Genomic DNA, 4377 nt, shown 5'->3' on the forward strand with positions numbered 1-4377 from the left:
GGACGGTGGGCGGTTTTTTTTTACGGCAGGTCGCCGTCGAAGGGACCGCCGAGCTGCTTCTCCAGCATCCACGTCCCGCTCCGATAGACGAACTCGGAGGTGACCGTGGCGCTCTGCTCGGAGACGGAGGGCAGGCGCGTCCAGCGCAGGCGGCTGGTGACGATGGCCCGCTGGCCCTCCTCGACGAACTCGACCTCTTCGATCTCGTAGTCGGTGATGTCCAGGTCCCGCTCGTCCTTGCGCTCCCTCAGCGCCCGCTCGAAGTCCTGGCGGCGCTCGGGGACGATGTACCTGGCGGCGACCCGGTAGTCCTTCCAACGCACACGTTTGTGGAAGTTTTCCACCACCGGGCGGAGGCTCTGCGGGTCCGATTTCTTCTGGGTGTGGGCGCACGCCCCACCGAGGGTGAGAACGAGAAGCACAGCGAGCAGGCGAATCACGCCCAGGACGCTAGCACCCATTCCGGAGGGGGCGAAACCGGGAGCGCCCCGGTGCTATGGTCGCGGGCCGCATGGCCAAATCGTTGGTGGAGCGCTACGAGCAGCTCCTCGCCCAGGATCCTGCATCGTCGGTATTCGTCGAACTGGCCAAGGCCCTGATCGCGAAGGGAGAGGCCGCGCGCGCCATCACGGTGTGCGAGCAGGGCATCTCTCATCATCCCAATTCGGTGACGGGTCGGGTGCTGTGGGGCAAGGCGCTCATTCTGCTGGGTCGCCCCGCCGAGGCGATGTCCCAGTTCGATCAAGCCGTTTCGATCGATAAAGAGAACCCACACGCCTACAACCTCATCGCCGAGGTGCTGCTCCAGCGAGGGTTGTTCCGCTCGGCGCTGCCCATCCTGCGCAAGGCGCTGGCGCTTCAGCCCAATGACGCCCGCGTTCGCGGGTGGATGGAGCAGGCCCAGGCCGCGCTCGCGGGCGGGCCCGCGCCAGCCTTCGACGACCTGAACACCCTGGAGCTCCAGGCCCCGGAAGAGCCCCCCGCCAAGGCGGAGGCGTCCGCGCCGGAGCCGGCCGCTCCGGAGGCTTCGCCCGAGGCTCCAGCCCTGCCCGAGGAGCCGCCCACCCGTCCGGTTTCGGCTCCGGCTCCGACCCTGTCCGCGGAGGCGCCCACCCCGGCCGCGGCGGACGCCGCCCCACGGGTGGAGCTGGAGGGCGCGGCTCTCGAGGACTCCGGGCCCGCCGCCGAGCCCGCTTTCGGGTCGAGCGAGGAGTCGGACGAGCCGGAACCGGACGCGGCCACGGTCGTCGTGGCGCTGTCGCCCGAGACGCGCGCGTTGTTGGCGGAGGCTCCCGCGGAGGAGCTGCCCGTCCTCGAGGAGCCGCCCGCCGTGTCGGCCGAGGCTGACGCCAGCCCGGAGTTCTTGGAGGCCGAGGCCGAGGTCGAGGTCGAGGCCGCCCCAGCGGACGAGAGTGGTCTGCTCGCGGATCTGCCGCCGATCGAAGAGCCCCAGCCCGCCGTCGTGGCGCTCGCGCCCGACCTGTCGGGCTCGCGGCGTGGCGGGCTGCTCGAGGAGTTGCCCGAGGCGACCGCGGACATCCAGGAAGTGCCCGCGCCCGTCGCCACTCGAGCGGCCCGGCGGGCTCCCGTCCAGGATGTGGCGGCCCTCACCGCGGCCTACGAACGCGAGCTGCGTGAGAAGCTCCTCCCCAAGGACGCGGCCGCTCCCTTCTTCTCGGGCCGCACGCTGAAGATCCTCGCGGCGGCGGGTGCCCTGGTGGTGCTGCTGGGCGTGCTCCTCGTCGTCCGGGCGAAGCAGGGCGGCGAGGCGCTCGTCGCGGCGCTGGACCGGGTCGCCCGGCTCATCGAGCAGGACACGGAGCCCTCCCGGCAGGAGGCGCTCTCGGTGCTCTCCCGCGTGGTGGATCTGGACGGGGACAGCACTCGGGCCTGGGCCCTGTCGGCCCATGCCCACGCGCTGCGCTTCGCCGACAGTGCCGCCGCGGAGGAGCGCGCCCAGGCGCTCGACGCGCTGGGCCACCCGGGCGTGCGCACGGAGCACCCGGGACTCGCCCTGGTGGTGGACGCGCTGGTGGCCGATGCCCAGGGCCGCGAGGCCGCCCGCCGGGCCCTGCTGAACGCCAAGGTGGAGACTTCCGAGGCGCAGGCGCTGGCCGGCGCCGTCCTGCTCGAGTCGGGCAAGACGAAGGAGGCCCTGGAGCGCTTCAAGCGCGCCCTCACGCTGTCGCCGCGCAACGTGCGTGCCCGGCTGTCGCTCGCGTCCTACTACCGCGACGCGGGTGACCCGGTGAACGCCCTGAAGGAATACACGAGCGCCAGCAAGCTGGCCCCCGAGCACCCCGTGGCGCGCCTCGGCGTGGCGGAGAGCCGGCTGGAGCTGGGCCAGGAGCTGGAGTCGTCCCTGTCGGACGTACAGGGGCTGGCCGGCAACCCGGCGCTGCCCGTCTGGGCACGCGAGCGCCAGCGGCTGGTCCAGGGCCGGTTGATGACAGCGGTCGGCCAGGGCCGCGAGGCGCGCACGTTGCTCGCCGAGGGGCAGAAGGGGCCGCTGGCCTACGAAGTCGCCCTGGCGCTCGGCGAGGCCAACCGCGGGGCCGGGGACATGGCCGCCGCCCAGCAGGCCTTCGAGCAGGCCCTCGTGCTGCGGCCCGACAGCGAGGACGCGAAGGCGGGTCTGGGTCGGGTGCTGCTGGACCGCGATCGCGAGCGCGAGGTGATCTCCCGCCTGGAGGGTGAGGAGCGCCAGGTGGCGCTGGTGCGAGCCGCGGCCTACGCGAAGCTGGGAGACTGGAAGCACGTCCGGACGGAGGTGGCCCTCGCGCGCGCGGACGACCGCCATCCCGTCGAGGGCATCCTCTATCTGGCCCAGGCCGATGCCGCCGAGGGCGAGCGCGGCCGGGCGCGCGAGGCGCTGGAGAAGACGCTCGCGGCGACGAAGACGGCCAAGGCCGAGGTGCGTACGGCCCTGGCGCTGCTGGACTGGCAGGACAAGGCCCTGGACAAGGCGGCCTCCACGCTGGAGGCGGCCGCGGCGGAGGAGTCGCGGGGCTACGAGGCCTCGTGCGCACTGGGCCGGTTGCTCCTGTCCCGGGGGCAGCCGGAGCGGGCGATGAAGCCGCTGACGCGGGCGGTGGAGCGCAACGGCTCCCACGGCGAGGCCCGCGAGGCGCTCGGCCGGGCCCTGCTCGCGCTAGGCCGCACCCAGGAGTCCCTGAAGCAGTTCGAGGAGTGGCAGCTCGACAACCCGGGCGCCCAGACGGCCCACAAGGGCTTCGCGCTGGCGCTGTTCCATTCCGGGCGGCTGAAGGACGCCGAGGCGGTCTCCGGGCGCGCGGTGAAGCTGGTGGCGAGCGACCCCGAGGCACACCGGGTGCGCGCCTCCATCCTCTTCGCCCTGGGCGACACCAAGGGTGGCTTCGGCGCGCTGGAGAGCGCCAACCGGTTGGATCCCAGGTCGCCGGAGACCTTCTGTGAAATCTCCCTCGCCTTCATGCGGCAGGGGCTCGTGGCCAACGCGGCCAAGGCCTTCGAGGCGGCGCGGCGCGAGGGTCCTGAAACCCCGTGCGGCCAGATTGGCGAGTACTGGGTGGGCGACTCGGGCGGGCGCGCGGGGGCGAAGGTGCTCCAGGGCATCGCCGAGAAGGCGCCCACCACGGTGGACAAGTCCTTCGCCCAGGCGGCCAGGGCCCGGGTGCTGCTCGGGGCCGGTGCGACGAAGGAGGCCCGCGAGGCCGCTGACGAGGCGGTACGGCTGGCGCCCTTCTCGGGACGGGCCCAGCTCGTCCTGGGGCAGGTGGCGCTGAAGCAGCGGGATGAGGCGGCGGCGATGAAGGCGCTCGCGCGCGCGGTGGAGCTGGAGCCCGTGGACGGGCTGGCGCGGCTGGCCCTGGCGGACGCGCTCGCGCGCAACCCCGCGGAGACGGAGCGGGCGGTGCAGGCCTACCAGTCCTTCCTGAAGTTGGCGGCCGGCTCGCCCGAGGCGGGCCGGGTGAAGAAGGCCCTGCCGGCCCTCCAGCGCAGGGTGGGAGGAAAATAGCGTGCAGAGCACTCCTCCACCCCTGCCGCTGATGCGCATCATGAGCGGCAACGCCTTCCTGCTGTCCATCCTCTACCTGTTGGTGGGCATCGGGGTGGAGGGCGCGCGGCGGCTGTGGCCGTCCATCCTTCTCCAGCGGCTGTCCCTGTCGCTCGACTCGCTGCCGGCCCGGGCGCTGGAGCTGACGGGGTTGATGGGGCCGCTGCGCGAGGCCTACTTCGCCGGCGAGCTCTCCGAGTCCACGGTGCGCCTCGTCTTCGGCGCCACCACCATCGTCGTCATCTTCCTGCTCGCGGTGGTGGTGGGCGTGTTCATGGGCAGCCTGCGCGGCCTGGTCGTGGGCCGGGGCGCGCGGCGCGGGTAGTCCGACGCCGCCTCAG

General features: G+C 72.9%; 3 protein-coding genes. 2 read left to right on the forward strand and 1 reads right to left on the reverse strand.

The features are described 5' to 3' along the window. Nucleotides 1–20: 20 nt before the first annotated feature. Nucleotides 21–440, reverse strand: coding sequence for a hypothetical protein (locus VF794_RS13295; protein WP_331110316.1), 420 nt, complete (start codon nucleotides 438–440; stop codon nucleotides 21–23). A gap of 71 nt (nucleotides 441–511) precedes the next feature. Between VF794_RS13295 and VF794_RS13300 the strand changes: the two genes are divergently transcribed. Together VF794_RS13300 and VF794_RS13305 are read left to right on the forward strand one after the other, a co-directional pair. Next, the gene (locus VF794_RS13300; RefSeq protein ID WP_331110318.1) at nucleotides 512–3997 is read left to right on the forward strand and encodes a tetratricopeptide repeat protein; all 3486 of its coding nucleotides are present in this window, start codon (nucleotides 512–514) and stop codon (nucleotides 3995–3997) included. Between the two features lie 40 nt (nucleotides 3998–4037). Next, on the forward strand, nucleotides 4038–4361 hold the full coding sequence (locus VF794_RS13305; protein ID WP_331110320.1) for a hypothetical protein: 324 nt from the start codon (nucleotides 4038–4040) through the stop codon (nucleotides 4359–4361). Nucleotides 4362–4377: the final 16 nt, after the last annotated feature.

It is taken from the genome of Archangium sp. (assembly GCF_036389735.1).
GTDB lineage: Bacteria > Myxococcota > Myxococcia > Myxococcales > Myxococcaceae > Archangium.

Bases quoted from the DNA above. Each gene is read 5' to 3' on its own strand.
- VF794_RS13300 (WP_331110318.1), top strand. From the start codon at position 512: ATGGCCAAATCGTTGGTGGAGCGCTACGAGCAGCTCCTCGCCCAGGAT.
- VF794_RS13305 (WP_331110320.1), top strand. From the start codon at position 4,038: ATGAGCGGCAACGCCTTCCTGCTGTCCATCCTCTACCTGTTGGTGGGC.